The following is a 15477-nucleotide window of genomic DNA, read 5'->3' on the forward strand; positions in this document are numbered from 1 at the left end:
TCATCGTTCATCATATCGAGGGCCGGACCAATGATTCGCAGCATGACCGCCTTCGCGCGGCGCGATGTCGAGGGCGAGTGGGGTAAGCTCAGCTGGGAGCTGCGCTCGGTCAATCATCGTTACCTGGACGTCCATCCGCGATTGCCGGAGGAGCTGCGCTTTCTCGAAGGGGCGCTGCGTGAACGCGTGGCGGGGCGGGTTGGTCGCGGCAAGCTCGAGTGCACCCTGCGCTATCGCCCGGCGGTGGGCGTCGCGGCGACGCTGCAGCTGAACTGGCCGTATGCGGAGCAGGTGATCGAGGCGTGCACCAGGCTTGGCGAACGCCTGCCGGAATCGGCACCGGTTTCGCCGCTGGAGGTGCTGCGCACCCCGGGGGTCATGGCGGAGACCGATCCGGATCTGCAGCCCGTCGCCGAAGCTGCGCTCGGCCTCCTCGACGAGGCCGTCACCGAGCTGGTGCGCATGAGGGAAGGCGAAGGCGCGCGCCTGGCCGAAATCATTCGCGAGCGGGCACGCGAGGTGGCGCGGCTTACCCGTGAGGTGCGCGAGCGGCGCACGGAGGTCAATAGCGAGGTGCGCGAGCGCCTCCAGAAGCGGCTCGACGAGCTCGACGTTACCGCTGATCCGGGGCGTCTGGAACAGGAGCTCGCCTTTATCGCTCAGCGTCTGGACGTGGATGAAGAGCTCGAGCGGCTGCTCGCTCACGTGGCGGAGGTCGAGAAGACCCTCGATCGTGATGACCCGGTAGGCCGCCGGATCGACTTCCTGATGCAGGAGCTCAACCGGGAGGCGAACACCCTCTCCTCGAAGTCGAACGACGCCCGCACCACTCAGGCGGCGGTCGAGATGAAGGTGCTCATCGAGCAGATGCGCGAGCAGGTGCAGAACATAGAGTAGCCATGGCCGGAACACTGTTCATCATCGCGGCGCCTTCCGGCGCCGGCAAGACGAGCCTGGTGCGCGCGCTGCTCGAGGCCGACGAGAGTGTGGTGGTATCGGTCTCGCACACGACCCGCCCCCGGCGCGAAAGCGAGGAGAGCGGCGTGCACTATCACTTCGTCGATGAGGCGACGTTCCTGCGTCTGGTCGAGGAGGAAGCGTTTCTGGAGCATGCGCAGGTCTTCGGCAACCGTTACGGCACCACGCGGGAGGCGGTGGCCCGCGAGCTCGCCGGCGGTCGTGACGTCATCCTGGAGATCGATTGGCAGGGCGCGCGCCAGGTGCGGGCGCTGATGCCGGAGGCGGTGTCGATATTCATTCTGCCGCCCTCCCGGGAAGAGCTCGAACAGCGGTTGCGTGGCCGCGGCCAGGACAGCGATGGCGTGATCGAGGCGCGGATGCATGCCGCCGAGGACGAGATGGTGCATTATGACGAGTTCGACTATCTCGTGATCAATGCCGATTTCGATCGTGCCCTTGCCGATCTGCGTGCGATCGTGCGTGCGGAGCGCCTGCGGCTGCCACGTCAGCAAAGCCGTTATCGTGATGCCATTGCCGCGTTGCTCGGTTCGCGCGCCTGAGGGCTTTCTCGTCCTCCCTGGAGGGCGCTAGAATCGATTTGTCAAGATATCCAACTGGAGGTGCGCTGCATGGCGCGTGTAACCGTCGAGGACTGCCTCGAACACATCGACAACCGCTTCGAGCTCGTACTCACCGCGACGCGCCGGGCGCGGCATATCGCCCGCGGCAAGCAACCGCTGGTGGAGTGGGAGAACGACAAGCCAACAGTGGTCGCGCTGCGCGAGATAGCCGAGCACCGCGTTACCGCGGAGATGCTGGACGCTCAGGAGGCCGAGGCGGCGGTGGAGTCCGCCGAGGCGGAAATCGAGGTGCCCACCGGGGGTGGTTCGGACGACGCCCAGTCGCCCCTTAGCTGACGGGGATGCCGGCGCATATGGCGAGCAGCGGCGACGTAGTAGTCGAGCCGGGCGCGGTGAGCGTGGATCCTGCCGCGCGGGCGGCGGACCTGTGTACGCTGCTGGAGTCCTATCTGTCGCCGGCGCAGGTGCACCGGGTCTACGAAGCCTACTGCTTCGGCGCCGAGGCACACGAAGGCCAGCGGCGGCTGTCGGGAGAGGCCTACATTACCCACCCGCTGGCCGTCGCCAAGGTGCTGGCGGAGATGCGGCTCGATACCGACAGCATCATCGCCGCGATTCTCCATGATGTCATCGAGGATACACCCACCGCCAAGGCGGAGCTCGCCGAGCGGTTCGGCGAAGACGTCGCCACCCTGGTGGACGGTGTCTCCAAGCTCACCCAGATCGATTTCAAGTCGAAGGCCGAGGCCCAGGCGGAGAACTTCCGCAAGATGGTGCTTGCGATGTCCCAGGACATCCGCGTCATCCTGATCAAGCTCGCCGACCGCCTTCACAACATGCGCACCATATGGGTGATGCCCCCGCACAAGCGCTGGCGTATTGCCAGGGAGACGCTGGAAATCTATGCGCCGATCGCCCAGCGCCTGGGAATCAACACCCTGCGCGTGGAGCTCGACGATCTCGGCTTCGCCGCCTTGTACCCGATGCGCTACCGGGTGCTCAAGGAGAAGGTCCGGCGCCAGCGCGGTAATCGCCGCGAGATTATCTCAAAGGTGCGCCACACCCTGGAGGAGCGTCTCGCCGAGGCGGGAATCGAAGCCCACGTGGTCGGGCGCGAGAAGCATCTCTGGAGCATTTACCAGAAGATGCGCAGCAAGCACGCGAGCTTCCAGGACGTCTTCGATGTGCACGGCATTCGCGTGATCGTCGATCAGGTGGATACGTGCTACCGCGTCCTCGGGGTGCTCCACCAGCTCTACAAGCCGTTGCCCGGGCGCATCAAGGATTACATCGCCATCCCCAAGGCGAACGGTTACCAGAGCCTGCATACCACGCTCCTGGGGCCCCGGCGCATCCGCATCGAGGTTCAGATCCGTACCTCGGAGATGGACAAAGTCGCCGAGGCCGGGATCGCCGCGCACTGGCTCTACAAGGAGGCGGAACAGGCCACCAACGTGGCTCAGGCCCGGGCTCGGGAATGGGTGCGCGGGCTGCTGGAAATGCAGCGCAACGCCGGCAATTCCCTGGAGTTCATCGAAAACGTCAAGATCGATCTCCTGCCCGACGAGATCTATGTGTTCACGCCGTCGGGGGAGATCATGGAGCTGCCACGCGGCGCGACGGTGGTGGACTTCGCCTATGCGGTGCACTCCGACATCGGTGACGCCTGCATTGCCGCGATGGTGGATCACCGCCTGACGCCACTGCGTACGCCGCTTGAGACCGGGCAGACGGTGGAGGTGATCACCGCGCCCGTGGCCCGCCCGAATCCAGCGTGGCTGGACTTCGTGGTGACTGCCAAGGCCCGCACTGCCATTCGTCACAGCCTCAAGCGCCTGCGCGGCGCGGAGGCGGTGAGCCTGGGCCGGCGGCTGGTTGAGCAGGCCCTCCAGGCTTTCGAGCTGACCCTCGAGGAGCTGCCGCAGGAGCGCGTCGACGAGGCGCTCGTCTCGCTGGGCAGTGAAAGCCTCGATGCCGTGTTCGAGGGCGTCGGCCTCGGTGAGCGGATGCCATGGCTCGTGGCTCAGCGGCTTTCCGGCATGGGGGGCGAGCAGGGCGAGGCTGTCACCGATCGTGCTGCCGGGCCGCTGACCGTGCGTGGCACCGAGGGCGCCGTGGTGACCTTCGCACGGTGCTGCCGCCCGATCCCGGGCGACCCCATCGTCGGGTTCGCCAGTGCCGGCCGTGGCGTGGTCATCCATCATCGCGATTGCCACAACATCCGTGACTACCGCAATCATCCCGAGAAGTGGCTCGACGTTCAGTGGGACGAGGCCGTGGCCGGCGAGTTCCCGGTGACCCTCGCCGTCGACGTGGTCAACAAGCGTGGTGTCCTCGCCGGCGTCGCCGCCACTGTCTCGGAGCTCGATTCGAACATCGAGGCGGTGGATCAGGAGGAGAAGGAGGGGATGATCGCCACCATCCGGGTGACACTCGCGGTTCGCGACCGTGTCCACCTCGCCCGGATCATGCGTCGCTTGCGGCGCCTGAACGCGGTGCTGCGTATCGTGCGCCGTAAGGGCTGAGTTTGCAGGCGCCCGGAAGGGCGACGCTATTGCCCCGTCGCGCCGGTTCAGCGCACCTCCGTCGACTTCGTAGTTGTGACTCATCAGCAGGAAGGAAGTCATGTCCCGCGAAATCATTCATTCCGACGACGCCCCGCAGGCCATCGGCCCCTACTCCCAGGCCGTGAAGATCGGTGATTCGGTCTACCTATCGGGGCAGATCCCGCTGGACCCGGAAACAATGACGCTGGTCGAAGGGGGCATCGAAGCGCAGACCCGCCGGGTTTTCGACAATCTGCGCGCGGTGTGCCAGGCGGCGGGGGGCGATCTCGCGGACATCGCCAAGCTCAGCATCTACCTCACCGACCTCGGCAATTTCGCCACGGTCAACGAGCTGATGGCCGAATACTTCGCAGAGCCCTATCCCGCACGCGCGGCTATCGGTGTGGCGGCGCTGCCCAAGGGTGCGGACGTGGAGATGGAGGCGATCCTCAGTCTCGCCGGTTGATCGTGGCCACAGTTTTGCCCGCCGGGCGACCGGTCACGGAGCTGCCGCGCGTCGGCGCCCGCCAGGCGGAGCGCCTGGCAAAACTTGGCCTTCGGCAGGTGAGCGATCTTCTGTTCCACCTGCCGTTGCGCTATGAAGACCGAACCCGTGTCGCGCCCCTGGGGGAGCTGCGCCCGGGCGAATCGCGCCTGGTGGAAGGTCGCGTGGAGTACGCGGAAGTCGTGCCGGGGCGCCGTCGACGCCTCGTATGTCGAATTGCCGATGGCACCGGCGCGGTGGAGCTGGTGTTCTTCCACTTCTACCCCAGCCAGGCCAAACGGTTCGCGCGCGGTACGCGGATTCGCGCCTTTGGTGAGGCCCGTAGCGGTCTCGCCATGCTGCAAATGGTGCATCCGGAATGGGAACAGGTCCGCGGCGACGAGCCGGCCCCTGTGGACGAGGGGCTTACCCCCGTGTACCCGACCACCGAGGGGTTGCCGCAGGCGACCCTGCGGCGTCTGGTCGCGCATGCACTGGAGACGTGCGCCGCGAGCGTGCCCGAGTTGCTGCCCGAGTCGCTACGCACCAGTCTCGCACTTCCGGGGTTGCATGAGGCGCTAGCGACCATCCACCGGCCGCCACCGGATGTGGCCGTGCGCGATCTCATCGAAGGGCGTCATCCGGCGGTTCGCCGTCTCGCATTCGAGGAATTGCTGGCTCACCGGCTTAGCCTGCTGCGGCTGCGGCATGAGCATCAGAATGCCATGGCGGCTCCGGCGCTTGCCGGTGACGGGCAGCTACGCGATGCGTTGCTAACGCGCCTGCCTTTCGCACTTACGGGCGCTCAGCAGCGCGTCCTCGGCGAGGTGCTTCGTGACATGGGCGACACGCACGCGATGCTGCGACTGGTGCAGGGGGACGTGGGCTCGGGTAAGACCGTGGTTGCAGCGCTTGCCGCGCTCGCAGCGGTGGAGTGCGGTTGGCAGGCGGCGATCATGGCGCCCACGGAGCTGCTCGCCGAGCAGCATTACCGCGCGTTTCGGGACTGGCTGACAGCACTCGGGGTGGATGTGACCTGGTTGTCCGGCCGGCTTGCGGGTGCCGGCAGGCGCGAAGCACTTCAGCGTCTTGCCGACGGCGACACCGCGGTGGTCGTCGGTACCCATGCCCTGTTCCAGGATGAGGTGGCGTTTCATCGCCTGGGGCTTGCCGTCGTCGACGAACAGCACCGTTTCGGCGTCCACCAGCGCCTGGCGCTACGGGACAAGGGAGCCGGCGGCGAGACGCAGCCGCACCAGCTCATCATGACCGCGACCCCCATCCCGCGCACCCTCGCCATGACCGCGTACGCCGACCTTGACGTGTCGGTCATCGACGAGCTGCCGCCGGGGCGCCAGCCGGTGACGACGGTGGCGATCCCGAACGGCCGCCGGGACGAGATCGTCGAGCGGGTCCGCACAGCCTGTGCCGAGGGCCGCCAGGCGTATTGGGTGTGCACGCTGGTGGAGACGTCCGAAGTGCTGGAGGCGGAGGCCGCGGAGGCCACTGCGGAATACCTTCGTGAGGCGTTGCCCGAGCTCACGATCGGATTGGTCCACGGCCGCGTTGCGGGGGCGGACAAGGAAGCCGTGATGACCGCTTTCGAGCGCGGCGAGGTGGATTTGCTGGTGGCGACGACGGTGATCGAGGTCGGGGTCGATGTCCCCAACGCCTCGCTCATGATTATCGAGAATGCCGAACGGCTCGGCCTCGCTCAGCTCCATCAGCTGCGCGGGCGGGTCGGCCGGGGCACCGCGGCGAGCAGTTGCGTGCTGCTCTATCAGGGGCCGCTGTCCGAGACTGCCCGGGCGCGACTCGGTGTGCTCCGCGAGAGCAACGACGGTTTCCGGATCGCCGAGCGCGACCTTGCCATCCGCGGTCCGGGAGAGTTGCTCGGTACCCGCCAGACCGGTGCCATGCAGTACCGCATCGCCGAGCTTGCCCGCGACGGCGACCTTCTGGACGACGTACGCCGCGAAGCTGCCCGCTTGTACACGGCGGACCGCGAGTGCGCCGATGCCCTCATCCAGCGCTGGGTCGGCGAAGGAGAGCGCTACGCGCAGGCGTGAGGTGACCGGCGAAAAGCGGAAAGCGGCAAGTCGAAAGCTTGGTTAACGCCCTGCCGATCCGCTGCGGGGCTTCTTTCAGCTTTCGCTTTTCACTTGCCGCTTACTGGTACATGTAATGCAAAACGATTCCCACGAACACCACGCCGCCGTACCAGTTGTTGTTCAGGAAGGCGCGGAAGCAGGCGGTGCGCTCGCGCTCGCGAATGAGCCACTGCTGATACGCGAAGAGCATGCTGGCGAGCACGAGGGCGCCGTAGTACACGGTCGACAGACCGGCGGCGATACCAATGCCCGCGAGCACCAGGGTCATGAGGATCTGAAGCAGGGCGATGATCAGCCGGTCCTGGTCGCCGAACAGAATGGCCGTGGACTTGATCCCGATTCGCAGATCATCGTCGCGATCGACCATTGCGTATTCCGTGTCGTAGACCGTTGCCCATAGGACTGCGGCCATGAACACCAGCCAGGTGAGAGGCGGCAGGCTCGCCGTTTGTGCCGCAAAACCCATCGGTATGGCCCAACCGAAAGCCGCTCCGAGGTGTACCTGGGGCAGGTGTGTATGGCGTTTGGCGAACGGGTAGGTCGCTGCGAGCACGACGCCCACCAGTGACAACGCGATGGTCAGGCCATTCATGGTGAGCACGAGCGCGAAGGCGAGCAGGCACAATCCGGTGAACACGGCGAGTGCCTCGTGCTCGGAGATCGCTCCCGTGGCGAGCGGACGGTCGACCGTTCGCTTGACGTGCCCGTCGTAATTGCGGTCCGCGTAGTCGTTGATCACGCAGCCGGCAGCCCGCATGACCAGGACTCCCACCACGAAAACGGCCAGCACCGCCGGTCGCGGCGGGCCCTCGGCGGCAAGCCAGAGCGCCCAGAGCATGGGCCATAGCAGCAGGAAATTACCGATGGGCCGGTCCAGTCGCGCCAGCCGGGCATAGGCCCAGAGTCGATTGCCGAAGCTGCGGGCGGTCATCTCCATGGCGACATCCACTCGAGCAGGGCGGGCAGGAAAACCTCAGTGACCAGAAGCGAACGCTGCCCGGCGTGAAAGACCGAGCGCCGAGCCCAGCGTGGATGGCCGTTGCAGTGCCTGGTGGCCGCGGCGAACAGCCGGTCCGCCGGGGTCAGCGCCGTGACCTCTATGGGGCCGCGTTCCAGAGGGGAGCGGCCGAAGAGAATGCTGGCCAGCGGCGCGCCACCGAGGGCGCGCAGCCGCCGCAATCGCCCGCGGAGCGTGGGCGCGGGCACTATGGTCCGCGCGTAGATCCACGGTGTTGCGCCATCGCACAGCAGTACTTCCCGCATCCAGACCCGGCGTTGCGGACGCAATCCCAGGTGAACCGCCTCATCCCGCCACGGCCTCTCCCAGCGCTCGCCGAGCACGGCGACGCGGAAGCGCTCGTGGCAATGCCGGCGCATCCGCTCGGTGAGCGAGCCAGGGGCGGTGATCCAGGCGCGCAGGGTTGGTGGTGGCGGCGCGCCGGTGGGGGCCCCTGCCGGGCGCCAGTTGCGAGCGCCCAGGCCGCCGATTCCACGCATTCGCTCGGGACTATGGCACATTCGTCGACGATCGTTTGGTCACGCGTTCCATGGGCTGTAGTCGGTCGTTGTCCCGGGTGTTGGTCGCGCCGCCGGCAGTGGCTTGCGGCGGTGCCGATGCCGTTGGGCACGCAATCCGGCGGCCCGGTGTCATCGGGTGCCGGACACTCCGGGTCGGCAAAAGCGGCATTTTCGCACGGCCCCGCCGTGGCGGCCATACGAGGCTCCGTCACCGCGGTGGTTTCGGTCGCGCCCTCGGTCCCTGGGAACGGGGTGTCTTTGCAAGCGCATAGATGTCCACCCGGGCAATGCCGGCCCGCCGAAGCTTCGTGGCGATCGCCGCCGCTGTGGCACCGGTTGTCACCACATCGTCCACCAGCGCCACGTGATCCGGCAGCACGGCAGTCTCGACATGAAATGCGTCGCGTACGTTGCGGCGACGCTCGGCAATACCGTGGCCACGTTGGTGAGGGCCTGCCGTTCGTCTCGACAGGCTTCGATGTCGAATCGTGCCGGGCAGCCGCCGGGCGATCTCGGTGGCCTGATTGAAACCACGTGCGCGAAGCCGGCGTGGATGCAGGGGAACCGGCAGCAGTACCGGTGCAAGCGGTACGCCGGAGGCACGCAGATGCTGGGCGAGCAGGTCGGCGAGTACGCGGCCGGCAGCCAGATCGCCCTCGAGCTTGAAACCACGAATGAGCGCGGCCACGGGGTCCGTGTATGCAAAAGGGGCCACGAGCTGCTGCCACGGCGGTGGCTGACGCAGGCAGCGGCCGCACAGCCTTGGTGCCGTATCGCTGATGGATTCGCCGCACATCGTGCAGGCGTGGCCAAGCCAGGGCAGCGCTTCGCGGCAGTTTTCGCAGATTTCCGGAGTGGCGTCCGGTGATTCGCCGCAGAGCCGGCAAGGCGGCGCAAGCAAGCGGTGCAGGTTGCGTTCGAGCCACTCGTAAACCCGTAATCTCAATCTTTGGTTGACAGCCATCCGTGGCTCCCTACGATAACGCCTGACCCGCACGTTTCGTCACAAGGGGAGAGTCATGTCCAGTACCGAGGCCGCCGCGTCGACCTGGGGCCGTGAAGCGGTGGAAGCGCTCTTCGAGCTACCCTTCGCCGACCTGCTCTATCGTGCACACACCATTCACCGCGAGCACTTCGATGCCAACGAGGTCCAGGTAAGCACCCTGCTCAGCATCAAGACGGGTGGCTGCCCCGAGGACTGCAGCTACTGTCCGCAGAGCGTTCACTACGATACCGGACTGGAACGCGAGAAGCTCCTCGACGAAGACGCTGTAGTGACCGCGGCGCGCCGCGCCAAGGCCGCCGGCGCTACGCGGTTCTGCATGGGAGCCGCCTGGAGGCGGCCCACCGACCGTAATGTGGACAAAGTCGCGCGCCTCGTTCAGGCGGTCAAGGATGAGGGCATGGAGACCTGTGTGACACTCGGCATGCTCGAAGCACACCAGGCGGAGCGCCTGCGCGAAGCGGGACTGGACTATTACAACCACAATGTGGACACCTCGCCGGACTACTATCCGGAAGTGATCACCACGCGCACCTTCCAGGATCGACTGGATACGCTCGCCAACGTGCGCAGCGCCGGCGTGAAGGTCTGTTGCGGCGGTATTATCGGTATGGGCGAGTCGCGGGCGGACCGGGCCGCCATGCTCGCCGAGCTCGCCAATCTGCCCGAGCCGCCCGAAAGCGTGCCGATCAATCAACTCGTGCAGGTGCCCGGTACCCCCTTTCACGGACTCGATCCGGTGGATCCTCTGGAATTCGTGCGCAGCATCGCGGTGTCGCGCATTCTCATGCCGCGCTCGCGTGTACGTCTGTCCGCCGGGCGTGAAGAGATGAGCGACGAGACACAGGCGCTGTGCTTCTTCGCCGGCGCCAACAGCATTTTCTACGGTGACCGTCTGCTCACCACCGACAACCCGGCGAGCGAGGCGGACCGCACACTGTTCGCGCGGCTCGGCCTGCGCTTCTGCGTTGCCGAAGAGCCGGGCGAGGCATGCTCGACCTGAATGCCGAGCTCGCCGCGCGCGAGCGCTCCGGCCTGCGCCGCCGCCAGCGGGTTCTGGCCCCGGCCGGACCGGCTCGGGTGCGTGACGAGCACGGCCGGGTGCTGCGGGTGTTCTGCAGTAACGACTATCTGGGGCTCGCCGGCGACCCGCGCCCCGCGGAGGCGATGGCCCGGGCGGGCAAGCACGGAGCCGGCGCGGGGGCGGCGCACCTGCTCGGCGGCCACCGGCCGGAGCATGCCGAGCTCGAGGCGGCGTGCGCGCGGCTTGCCGGCCGCGATCGGGCGCTCGTGTTCGCAAGCGGCTATGCCGCCAACGTGGCGGTGATCGACGCGCTGACCAGGCGTGGCGATCACGTCCTTCAGGACCGGCTCAACCATGCGTCGCTGATCGACGGGGCGCGCCTCGCCGGGGCGCGCCTGCGCCGCTATCGCCACGGCGACGTCGACCATCTCGCCCGATGCCTTGCACGCGTGCCCGGTGACCGGACGCTGGTAGTGACCGACGGCGTGTTCAGTATGGACGGCGACGTCGCGCCGTTGGCCGCACTCGCCGAGCGCACCGCTGCCCACCGCGCATGGCTCATGGTTGACGATGCCCACGGTTTCGGCGTGCTTGGCGCGGGGGGCGGAGGCAGCGTGGCTGCGGCTGCCCTCGGTGTGGATGCTGTTCCCGTGCTCGTCGGCACGCTGGGCAAGGCGTTCGGCGTCGGCGGTGCTTTCGTCGCCGGCGACGAGGCGTTGATCGAGTTTCTCGTCCAGGCGGCGCGGCCGTGGGTGTATTCCACTGCAATGCCCCCGCCGATGGCCGCGGCTGCGACCGAGGCCGTCGCCATCGCCGAGCGTGAGAGCTGGCGACGGGATCACCTGCAGGCTCTGGTGCGCCGGTTCCGTGCCGGGGCTGGGGCGTTGGGGCTGTCATTGATGCCATCGGAGACGCCCATTCAGCCGCTGGTCATCGGCGACAGCACCGCCGCGCTCGCCGCGAGCGACGCCCTCGAACGTGCGGGTTTTCTGGTCAGCGCCGTGCGCCCGCCGACGGTGCCCCGCGGCAGCGCGCGGCTACGGGTGACGTTGTCGGCGGCGCACGAACCCGGGGACGTGGATGCTCTGCTCGCCGCGCTCGCCGACCTTCCTCTGCCGGAACAGGGCCAATGAGTGGCGAGGCCGTGCGATTCGAGGGTACGGGGTCGCTACTCGTGGTCGTGCACGGTTGGGCGATGGCGCCGGAGGCCTTCGGGGCATGGCGTGAGCGGTTGACTGCGCGGTATCGTGTCGCCTGGGTGACGCTCCCCGGGCATGGGCAGCGGCCCGACACATCCTGGACGCCGGAATCGGCCGCCGATGAAGTGGTCGCGGCACTGCCGGCGCCCGCCGTGTGGCTCGGCTGGTCCCTGGGCGCCCAGATCGCGCTCGCCGCAGCGCAACGCCATCCCGCAGCGGTTCGTGGGCTGTTGCCGGTCGCAGCGACACCCAGTTTCGTCACACGTAGCGACTGGCCGTGCGCCGTGCGTGCGCCGGTACTGCGGCGCATGCGCCGCCGCCTTGCCGAAGCGCCGGCGGCCGTGGCCGAGGCATTCGCCCGCGAGGTGGCCGAGGGGCCCGCTCCGGCTGCCGGGGGCGGCGTCCACGCTCTGGACGACGGCCTGCGATGGCTGGGCGAGCGGGACTGGCGTCCGGTCCTGCAGACGATCGATGTGCCTGCACGCTGGGTGATCGGCAGTGCCGATCCGCTGGTACCTGCCGCCGCCAGCCGCGCCGCGGCGGAAGCCATGCCCGGCGGTGCGTGCCTGGAGCTCGCCGGTGCGGGCCATATGCCGTTCATCCATCACCCTGCCATCGTCGAAGACGCCCTGGCGGAGCTCTTTGCGGAGGATTCATGAGCGAGGCGGATTCCCAGCCCGATAGCGCCGCAGCTCGGCGCGCATTTCAGCGGGCCGCCGCCACCTATGACGACGTGGCCGTTCTGCAGCGTGAGGTCGGTGAGCGCCTGATCGAGCGTTTCGAGCTCATCCGCCTGCAGCCCGAGGCAATATTAGATATTGGTGCGGGCACCGGCCGTACCACCCGTCGATTGATGGATCGCTATCGCCGGGCGCGTTTCAGCGCTCTCGATCCGGCACCCGCGATGCTCGCCACCGCCCGGCGCCGTGCACCCAGATTCCGCCGATTGCGCTGCGTTGCCGGTGTCGCTGAGGCGCTTCCCTTCGCGGACGATAGCTTCGATGCCGTGTTCTCCAACCTGGCGTACCAGTGGGTCAATGATCTGCCGTCGGCCTTCGCCGAGGTGCAGCGCGTGCTGCGACCGGGAGGTGTGTTCATGTTCTCGAGCCTGGGGCCGGATACCCTCACCGAGCTGCGCGAGGCCTGGGCCCGTGCAGACGAACGCACCCATGTGAACCGCTTTGTGGACATGCACGACGTCGGCGACGCGCTGGCGCGGGCACGGCTCGCCGAGCCGGTCATGGATATGGAGTATTTCACGCTGACCTATCCGGACGTGCGCGCGCTCATGCGCGACCTCAAAGCGTTGGGCGCCCACAACGTCACCCGTGGCCGGGCACGGACGTTGACGCCCCCCGGGCGCCTGCGTGCCATGACGAACGCCTATGAGCGTCACCGCGATGCCGATGGCCGTCTGCCGGCGACCTGGGAGGTCGTCTACGGCCACGCGTGGGGGACGGGCAATGTCTTCCGCCCCGGTGAGCGGGCCCTCCCGAAGGCCCATCCGGTGGAGTGATCATGCGCGGGCTGTTCATCACCGGTACCGACACAGAGGTCGGGAAGACGCGTATCGCGGCTGCCATGCTGCGCCGGGCGGCGCAGGCGGGTATGAGCACGGTCGCGATGAAACCGGTGGCCGCGGGCTGCGACCACACGCCCCACGGCTGGCGCAACGCCGACGCGCTCGCGCTGCAGTCGGCCGCCACCGTCACGCTGGATTACGCTACCGTGAATCCCGTCGCGCTGCCCGAGCCGGTCGCCCCGCACCTTGCCGCCCGCGAGGCGGGGCGAGTGCTTTCGCTCGAGGCACTCGTCGCCGCCTACCGGGACCTGCCGCAGGCCGACCTGGCAGTGGTCGAGGGCGCCGGCGGCTGGCGCGTGCCGCTTGGCGATGGCACGACGCTGGCCACCCTGGCGAAGGCCCTGGGGCTCGAAGTCGTGCTGGTCGTCGGGTTGCGTCTGGGGTGTCTCAACCACGCGCAGCTCACGGCCGAGGCGATTCGCGCCGACGGTTGCAGCCTCGCGGGGTGGGTGGCTAACTGTGCTGGTCGGCCGCCGAAACGTGCCGATGCACAGGTCGCGACGCTCCGCGAGGTGCTTCCGGCGCCGTGTCTCGGTGTGGTTCCGCGTTTGAGCGATGCGAGCGCCGACGCTGTGTCGGCCCATCTCACGCTGCCATGACCGCGTTTGTGCAGGCACTCGCGAAGCCGGCACTTGCCCGGTGTCGGTGCGCCAAACAAAATGGCATTCCAGTACTAACCTTTTCGAAAGTATTGCCAGGTCTCAGTGGCCGTGTGCGCCGCTGTGGCAAGGCGCGAGGAGCGTGGTGTCAAGTCTACATGAGCGACGAGCAACGCTGTCCACAGCGGTGCACACGGCCACCCGTAGGGCGTCACTGCGCGGCGCCTCGGCGGCGTTGCGCTCGCTTGACGTGAGCCCCGCCACGCCGGCACTCCCGCGCCTTGCCGAAACACCGCGCAGTGGCGCTGAGACCTGGCAATACTTTCGAAAAGGTTAGTAAGCGGTTTGCGCAGCGACGTGTTTTTTCTAGAATACAGGCCGGCTTCGAGCTCGCCTGCCCGGCCCGCCCTCGGGTACGCCCGCAGAGGTGCTCGTGATGGTCGCCACGCGTCCCGACAACGATGAGGTCGAGTTTCAGTTCGTTCTTCGGCCCCGATTCGGGGGGCGCTGGCGGGAGACGGTTCGCATCTTCACGCTGATCGCCACGGTCACGTTGGCGGTCGCGTTTGGTTTCGCCGCGCTGGGATTCTGGCCCATCCTTCCGTTCGCGGGACTCGAACTGGCAGCGTTGGGTGGCGGACTTTACGCCTCTGGGCGGCGGGCGCTCGATGTGGAAGTCGTGACGGTAGGCGCCTACTGGGTGCGTATCGAGAAAGGGCGGGGGCGGCCTCAGCAAAGCTGGTGTTTCGAGCGTCTTTTCAGCGAGGTTCGACTCGCCGGCCCGGAATACCAGTTGCACCCGCAGCGCCTGGCGATACGCTGTCGCGACGCGCAGGTGGAGCTCGGCAGCTTCCTGGTCGAGGAGGAGCGCGCGGCGCTGGCCCGGGAGCTGCGTCGCTGCATTGGCCCGGTGGCGGGCGACGGTGAACGTCCCGTTGCCTGATGCCAGTCCGATCGGCGACCGGTTTCAATCCATTGGGGAGAAAACGTGGGATGATTCGGAACAAGAGCAAGGCCGTCATCGGCTGGATTCTGGCCGCGGGGCTGCTTGCCGCAGCCGCGCCGGCCTCCGCGGATCTGGCCTTGAATATGCCCCGGGGCGTCACCGAGACCAGCCGCGAGGTCTACGGTCTCCACATGATCATCTTCTGGATCACGGTGGTCATCGGCATCGGCGTGTTCGGTGCGATCTTTTACTCCATCTTCAAACACCGGAAGTCGAAAGGGGCAGTGCCGGCTCAGTTCCACCACAACACCACCATCGAGGTGGTGTGGACGGTCATTCCCCTGGCGATTCTCATCGCCATGGCCGTGCCTGCCACACAGGCGCTGATCAAGATGGAAGACACCGGCGATGCCGAGATGACCATCAAGGTGACCGGCTACCAGTGGAAGTGGGGCTATGAATACATGGACGAGGGCGTGCAATTCTTCAGCACCCTCGATCGCGCCAGTGATCAGGCTCGCCGCAAGGACTCCGGCATCGATCCGGCCTCCGTGGAGAACTACCTCCTCGAGGTCGACAACCGTCTGGTGGTGCCCACCAACACCAAGATCCGCTTCATGATCACTTCCGCCGACGTCATTCACTCCTGGTGGGTGCCGGCGCTCGGCTGGAAGAAGGACGCCATCCCCGGCTACATCAACCAGACCTGGACCCGCATCGACGAGCCCGGCGTGTATCGTGGCCAGTGCGCGGAGCTTTGCGGTCGCGATCACGCCTTCATGCCGGTGGTCATCGAGGCCAAGCGGCCGGAGGAGTTCCAGCAGTGGCTGGCCGAACAGAAGGAAGGCGAGGAGTCGAGCGAGCAAGCCGCCCGCTCCGACTTCGGCGACGACCGGGTCGCCGCACGCTAAGGATTCATCTCTA

16 protein-coding genes are annotated in these 15477 nt (G+C 67.3%); 13 read left to right on the forward strand and 3 right to left on the reverse strand.

Going from position 1 to position 15477, the window contains the following annotated elements; translation table 11 throughout:
- The first annotated feature begins 30 nt into the window (after positions 1-30).
- From ACPEES_RS08290 to recG, 6 genes are all read left to right on the forward strand, one after another.
- The gene (locus ACPEES_RS08290) at positions 31-897 is read left to right on the forward strand and encodes a YicC/YloC family endoribonuclease (protein ID WP_435102974.1); all 867 of its coding nucleotides are present in this window, start codon (positions 31-33) and stop codon (positions 895-897) included.
- A 2-nt stretch (positions 898-899) separates the two neighbouring features.
- Positions 900-1520, forward strand: coding sequence for a guanylate kinase (gmk, locus tag ACPEES_RS08295; protein WP_435102976.1), 621 nt, complete (start codon positions 900-902; stop codon positions 1518-1520).
- A 69-nt stretch (positions 1521-1589) separates the two neighbouring features.
- The gene (rpoZ, locus tag ACPEES_RS08300) at positions 1590-1877 is read left to right on the forward strand and encodes a DNA-directed RNA polymerase subunit omega (protein ID WP_435102978.1); all 288 of its coding nucleotides are present in this window, start codon (positions 1590-1592) and stop codon (positions 1875-1877) included.
- A gap of 17 nt (positions 1878-1894) precedes the next feature.
- Positions 1895-4066 (forward strand): bifunctional GTP diphosphokinase/guanosine-3',5'-bis pyrophosphate 3'-pyrophosphohydrolase, encoded by a 2172-nt coding sequence (gene spoT, locus ACPEES_RS08305; protein ID WP_435102980.1) that lies wholly within the window; start codon positions 1895-1897, stop codon positions 4064-4066.
- 100 nt (positions 4067-4166) lie between these two features.
- The gene (locus ACPEES_RS08310; RefSeq protein WP_435102982.1) at positions 4167-4553 is read left to right on the forward strand and encodes a RidA family protein; all 387 of its coding nucleotides are present in this window, start codon (positions 4167-4169) and stop codon (positions 4551-4553) included.
- 2 nt (positions 4554-4555) lie between these two features.
- Positions 4556-6640 (forward strand): ATP-dependent DNA helicase RecG, encoded by a 2085-nt coding sequence (gene recG / locus ACPEES_RS08315; RefSeq protein WP_435102984.1) that lies wholly within the window; start codon positions 4556-4558, stop codon positions 6638-6640.
- A 100-nt stretch (positions 6641-6740) separates the two neighbouring features.
- Here the strand turns inward: recG and ubiA are convergent, their stop codons facing one another.
- From ubiA to ACPEES_RS08330, 3 genes are all read right to left on the reverse strand, one after another.
- The gene (ubiA, locus tag ACPEES_RS08320; RefSeq protein ID WP_435102985.1) at positions 6741-7619 is read right to left on the reverse strand and encodes a 4-hydroxybenzoate octaprenyltransferase; all 879 of its coding nucleotides are present in this window, start codon (positions 7617-7619) and stop codon (positions 6741-6743) included.
- Positions 7610-8179: a chorismate--pyruvate lyase family protein gene (locus ACPEES_RS08325; RefSeq protein ID WP_435102986.1), complete on the reverse strand. Its 570-nt coding sequence runs from the start codon at positions 8177-8179 to the stop codon at positions 7610-7612. The genes ubiA and ACPEES_RS08325 overlap by 10 nt, the downstream gene beginning before the upstream one ends.
- 229 nt (positions 8180-8408) lie before the next feature.
- A complete protein-coding gene (locus ACPEES_RS08330) occupies positions 8409-9164 on the reverse strand; it encodes a ComF family protein (RefSeq protein WP_435102987.1) in 756 nt (251 codons plus the stop codon).
- 55 nt (positions 9165-9219) lie between these two features.
- Here ACPEES_RS08330 and bioB point away from each other — a divergent pair, with 55 nt between their 5' ends.
- From bioB to coxB, 7 genes are all read left to right on the forward strand, one after another.
- Positions 9220-10206 (forward strand): biotin synthase BioB, encoded by a 987-nt coding sequence (gene bioB, locus ACPEES_RS08335; RefSeq protein ID WP_435102988.1) that lies wholly within the window; start codon positions 9220-9222, stop codon positions 10204-10206.
- A complete protein-coding gene (gene bioF, locus ACPEES_RS08340; protein WP_435102989.1) occupies positions 10194-11360 on the forward strand; it encodes an 8-amino-7-oxononanoate synthase in 1167 nt (388 codons plus the stop codon). Before bioB ends, bioF begins: the two co-directional genes overlap by 13 nt.
- Entirely contained in the window at positions 11357-12085 is a 729-nt protein-coding gene (locus tag ACPEES_RS08345) for an alpha/beta fold hydrolase (RefSeq protein WP_435102990.1), read from the forward strand. Before bioF ends, ACPEES_RS08345 begins: the two co-directional genes overlap by 4 nt.
- Positions 12082-12942 carry a malonyl-ACP O-methyltransferase BioC gene (gene bioC / locus ACPEES_RS08350; RefSeq protein ID WP_435102991.1) on the forward strand — a complete coding sequence of 287 codons (861 nt, stop codon included), beginning with the start codon at positions 12082-12084 and terminating at the stop codon, positions 12940-12942. The genes ACPEES_RS08345 and bioC overlap by 4 nt, the downstream gene beginning before the upstream one ends.
- A 2-nt stretch (positions 12943-12944) precedes the next feature.
- Positions 12945-13607: a dethiobiotin synthase gene (gene bioD / locus ACPEES_RS08355; RefSeq protein ID WP_435102992.1), complete on the forward strand. Its 663-nt coding sequence runs from the start codon at positions 12945-12947 to the stop codon at positions 13605-13607.
- 436 nt (positions 13608-14043) lie between these two features.
- The gene (locus ACPEES_RS08360) at positions 14044-14550 is read left to right on the forward strand and encodes a DUF2244 domain-containing protein (RefSeq protein ID WP_435102993.1); all 507 of its coding nucleotides are present in this window, start codon (positions 14044-14046) and stop codon (positions 14548-14550) included.
- Positions 14551-14600: 50 nt separating this feature from the next.
- Positions 14601-15464, forward strand: coding sequence for a cytochrome c oxidase subunit II (coxB, locus tag ACPEES_RS08365; RefSeq protein ID WP_435102994.1), 864 nt, complete (start codon positions 14601-14603; stop codon positions 15462-15464).
- The last annotated feature ends 13 nt before the right edge of the window (positions 15465-15477 follow it).

It is taken from the genome of Arhodomonas sp. AD133, assembly GCF_051195215.1.
Lineage (GTDB): Bacteria > Pseudomonadota > Gammaproteobacteria > Nitrococcales > Nitrococcaceae > Arhodomonas.